Source organism: Kamptonema animale CS-326, assembly GCF_028330895.1.
Taxonomy (GTDB): domain Bacteria; phylum Cyanobacteriota; class Cyanobacteriia; order Cyanobacteriales; family Microcoleaceae; genus Kamptonema; species Kamptonema formosum.
Genome location: NZ_JAQMUA010000301.1, coordinates 1 through 4,755, shown reverse-complemented (window position 1 = coordinate 4,755; position 4,755 = coordinate 1). Strand labels below are relative to the sequence as shown.

The 4,755-nt window shown below is 44.1% G+C and carries 3 protein-coding genes; 2 read left to right on the top strand and 1 reads right to left on the bottom strand.

Annotation, left to right across the window (positions count from 1 at the left end; translation table 11 throughout):
- Positions 1-200: 200 nt before the first annotated feature.
- Entirely contained in the window at positions 201-518 is a 318-nt protein-coding gene (gene trxA, locus PN499_RS17640) for a thioredoxin (protein ID WP_272033403.1), read from the bottom strand.
- A gap of 76 nt (positions 519-594) precedes the next feature.
- On the opposite strand from trxA, the gene fabG reads away from it, so the two are divergent.
- Positions 595-1,359: a 3-oxoacyl-[acyl-carrier-protein] reductase gene (gene fabG, locus PN499_RS17635; protein ID WP_272033402.1), complete on the top strand. Its 765-nt coding sequence runs from the start codon at positions 595-597 to the stop codon at positions 1,357-1,359.
- Between the two features lie 352 nt (positions 1,360-1,711).
- Entirely contained in the window at positions 1,712-4,519 is a 2,808-nt protein-coding gene (locus PN499_RS17630; protein WP_272033401.1) for a chloride channel protein, read from the top strand.
- Positions 4,520-4,755: the final 236 nt, after the last annotated feature.

Below are 4,755 nucleotides of genomic sequence, written 5' to 3'. Positions count from 1 at the left end.
GGCGGCGTTACGTAAGTAATGCGTAATAGCCTTGACGGTTGCCATAACACAAGCTGGAAATAATAACAGGACTTACGCACGAGGTAACAGAGATTGCTTCACAAAGTCAAGCGCTACGCGCAGGCTACGCCAACGCAATGAAAACATTTTGTTCGTTCGCAATGAAAACATTCTCTTCTACGTAAGTCCTTAACAAAAAACTAGACAAAAGATTGCAATCGTTGAATCAATTGTGGGGTCTGGAGTACCCCCTCAATCCGATCTACTTGTTGACCATTTTTAAACAGTACCAGCGTTGGTAAAGCGTGAATATGATACTCCGATGCTAAATCCTCGTATTTATCCGAATCGATTTTGACAATCTGGAGGCGATCCTTCATTTGAGCATTGACCTCTTCCAGAATTGAGGCCATGATCTTGCAAGGGCCGCACCAAGTAGCATAAAAATCGACGAGTACAGGCAACTCAGAGCCTGATATTAACTCATCAAAACTGTTGAACTCCTTCTTTATTGCCATAGGAAAAAACAAATTTTTTGTGGTTATGGCTCATTTTAATGCAAAATTCTTAGAGCTGACATTGTGAGGAATTTTTATGGAAGTATTGCCAGAGTCGCTACAACGCTTGCGGGGTCAAGTAGCGATCGTTACGGGTGCATCGCGGGGAATTGGTCGGGCGATCGCCTTATCCTTAGCAGCAGAGGGTGCTAATGTGGCGGTAAACTACGCGAGCTCTAATACTGCTGCTGATGAGGTAGTGGCGGAAATTGTTGCTGCTGGGGGGGATGCGATCGCACTTTCGGCGGATGTATCCAAAGTTGACCAAGTAGACGCACTCACCAATAGCGTCATGGAAAAATGGGGTCGCATTGATATTTTAGTTAACAATGCTGGGATTACCCGCGATACTTTGTTACTGCGAATGAAACTGGAAGATTGGCAAGCAGTGATTGATTTGAATTTGACAGGCGTATTTTTGTGTACGAAAGCAGCTAGTAAAATTATGCTGAAGCAACGTAGCGGCAGAATTATTAATATTGCTTCAGTTGCCGGTCAAATGGGAAATCCCGGACAAGCTAATTATAGTGCTGCAAAAGCGGGAACAATTGGGTTTACTAAAACCATTGCCAAAGAGTTAGCAAGTCGCGGTATTACTGTGAATGCAGTTGCACCGGGATTTATTACCACAGATATGACAAAAGATATCAAATCTGATGACATTTTGAAATATATTCCTCTAGGTCGGTATGGTCTACCGGAGGAAGTTGCAGGGATGGTAAAGTTTTTGGCTGCTGATGCTGCTGCTGCTTACATTACGGGGCAAGTTTTTAATGTGGATGGGGGAATGGTGATGGCATAAAGATAGATGATTTGACAGACTTTGAGTCTATCCAGAGTTATACCAATTCTGAAAAGTTGTGTAGCGCCGCCAACAAGCGCGGTGACTTTACCGCCAGGATGGCGGCGTTACGTGATTTTGGCCAAACTATTACTGAACAGGGCTGTTTCATTCTCAGGTTCAATTTTCGCTCTTTGTGTTTCCGAAGCCTCTGGCAGTAAGCAAAACAGGAGTTTTTAATAATTTCTGCTCTCCGATTCTGTCACTATATATATGATATGCAACTTACTTGTAATTGTTGAGCTTTTCTGTTTTCATCCTTTTTTAATTTAATTTTTGTGAATATTAAATTTAAGACATACTCTTGAAGGTTATGTGGTACATTCCCGTTTCTAAGCATTTTCGTGGTTCTTCCAGAGCGATCGCATCTCAATTTCTGCGACCGAAACGCCTGGCGATCTTTGAAGCTTGTCTAATTGGTTTAGTCTGCGGTTTAGCAGGCGTGTTGCTAAAACTTGGGGTAGGATGGCTCGGAACCTGGCGAGTTTCTGCCTCTTTAGCCATTCCTCCTTGGCTGTTGCTGCCGAGTGTCGGCTTGATGGGAGGACTCTTGACTGGTTTACTGGTAGAGCGTTTAGCACCGGAAGCCGCTGGTAGCGGCATTCCTCACGTTAAATCTGCTCTGGCTGGTGTCGGTTTGCCTCTAAATTTGCGCGTCGCGATCGCCAAACTCATCGGCACAATTTTAGCCGTCGGTTCTGGCTTAACCTTGGGAAGACAAGGCCCAACTGTCCAAATCGGAGCATCTTTGGCTGCTGGGATTAGTAATTGGATTCCCACTTCCCCAGAATACCGCCGTCAATTAATCGCTTGCGGTGCTGCGGCGGGACTTGCGGCTGGTTTCAACACACCGATCGCGGGTGTACTATTTGTAGTTGAAGAACTGCTCCACGATGTCTCAGGTCTAACTTTAGGTACTGCGATCATCTCTTCTTTCATTGGGGCCGTTGTCTCAGAATTATTAGCCGGTAACAGCCTTAACTTAAATGTCCAGACTTACCAAAGCAGTTTTGTCGCTCAGGAAATCCCTTTTTATATATTGTTAGGAGTTTTAGCCGGAGTTTTTGGGGCTTTATTTACTAAAAGTATATTCGCAGTTTTAATATTTAACAAGCGATCGCTCCATTTAGGGTTTCCCTTACGAGTCGCTCTAGCTGGCTTAATTTGCGGTTTGACAGTCGCCGTACTCCCTGAAAACTTTCGCAACAACACGGGTTTGCGAGAATTTATTCTCACTGGGGAAGCCAGCATTCAAACCAGTTTCACCGCTTTTGTCGCTCAATTCGCCCTCACAAGTATCGCCGCCGGATCGGGAGCTCCCGGAGGATTATTCGCACCTTCCCTGGTTCTTGGTTCAGCCTTGGGTTACATTGTGGGAATTTGGCAAGAAAATTTTCTAGATTTAGGAATAGCTACAACCTATGCTCTAACTGGAATGGGGGCATTTTTTTGTGCTGTCACCAGAGCGCCGATCACGGCAGTAGTGATCGTATTTGAGATTACTACTGATTTTAAACTGGTATTACCTTTGATGATCTGCTGTGCGATCGCCTACTTAGTTGCGGAAAAAATAGATAGCGACTCCCTGTACGACCATCTTTTAGACCTTAGCGGCATTAACCTCAAAAAGGAAAAGCCTGTCAATGATGCTTTAAGCAGCCTCCATGCAGCTAATGTAATGCAGCGCCGAGTCGAAACTCTATCAAGCCTGATGACTCTAGATGAAGCAATCCAAGCATTTTCGCGATCGCACCACCGAGGATTCCCAGTCGTTGATGCTGGCAAACTGGTAGGAATTTTGACTCAGACAGATTTAGCTCAAGCCAACAGCCGCCAGCTACCGGGAGATACGCTACTCAGTGAGATCATGACAGTGCAGCCAATGACAGTAGAGCCGCGCGATACTTTAAGTGAGATTCTCTGTCTACTCAACCGATATCATCTCAGTCGTTTGCCAGTCACCGAAGGCCGCCATTTAGTGGGAATTATCACCCGCAGTGACATCATCCGCGCAGAATCCGACCATTTGACAGGCGAAGCAGGTCAGATGGGGCCACATCCAGAGCCTTCTTACGTTGTATATCAAACTAAGGCTCCGCAAGTAGGAAGTGGCCGATTATTGGTACCCCTGAGCAATCCGCAAACAGCTCCAGCTTTGTTACGAGTAGCGGCCGCGATCGCGCGCGATCGCAATTGCGAGCTAGAATGCCTGCAAGTGATCCTAGTACCCCGCAATACCCCACCCTCAGAAGCTTTAGTACGAACAACAAGAAGCCGTCGGCTGCTACAACAAGCTGAGCGAATTGCTCGTAATTGGGGCGTACCTGTACATACGCAAATACGAGTAGCTCACGATGTCGCTCACGCAATTTTAGAAACAATTAAGGAGCGACACATTGATTTAATTTTGATGGGTTGGCAAGGTGAAATCTCTGCTTCTGGTAGAATTTTTGGCAACGTTGTCGATACTGTTATTCGCCAAGCTGGTTGCGAAGTAGTTTTGGTGAAATGGAGCGAAAAACTATTAGTAAAAAATCACAAATTAGCCCAAAATTATATTACAAATTCTACAGAAAATTCACCCTCTTTCTCAGAAGATGCTGTTTCTAAAGATAACATAAATGTCGAATGTCCCATCCCTGATGGTTCTTGTCCGCGACCTAATACTCAATGTCCAATTCCAGATTCAGACATCAGAATGCAGGAATTAGGACTGCATACCCTCATGGGTTTACATCGTTGGTTAGTGCCAATTCGGGGGGATTATAAGCAAGCTGCGGCGGTGAGGTTATTACCAGCTTTAGTTGCTCTAAGTGCTGTTCCAGAAATTAGTTTATGTCAAGTTCATCAATCTTCTAGTGCTGAACCCGATACCAGTGATTTGAATGAAGCAGCTAAGTTTCTCAAGCGGCGGTTGAGTTGTCCAGTTATAGTAACTCCCGTTTGTGGTAAGTCTGTTTCTGATACTTTAATCGATCTAGCTCAGAAAGATCAGTGCGATGTAATTGTTTTGGGAGCAAGTCGGGAGGGATTATTAAAACAAGTAATGCACGGCAATATTCCTGAAGCAGTAGCTCGCGGCTGCAACTGTACTGTAATTCTAGTACGATCTGTAACTTGAAAATTGGTAATTGGTAATTGGTAATTGGTAATTGGTAATTGGTAATTGGTAATTGGTAATGGCTAATGGCTAATGGCTAATGGCTAATGGCTAATTACCCATCCTCCCCTCCGATTAATTAAAAGTTAAAAATTAAAAATTAAAAATTAAATCTCACAATTTTTAATTTTGCATTTTTTTTAATTTTGCATTTTTAATTTTTAATTGATTAAGTTGCTCCCCCATCTCCCCTATCC

What these genes read in the sequence shown, in the direction of transcription:
- fabG (WP_272033402.1), top strand. Translation starts at nt 595, where the DNA reads ATGGAAGTATTGCCAGAGTCGCTACAACGCTTGCGGGGTCAAGTAGCG.
- PN499_RS17630 (WP_272033401.1), top strand. Translation starts at nt 1,712, where the DNA reads ATGTGGTACATTCCCGTTTCTAAGCATTTTCGTGGTTCTTCCAGAGCG.
- trxA (WP_272033403.1), bottom strand. Translation starts at nt 518, where the DNA reads ATGGCAATAAAGAAGGAGTTCAACAGTTTTGATGAGTTAATATCAGGC.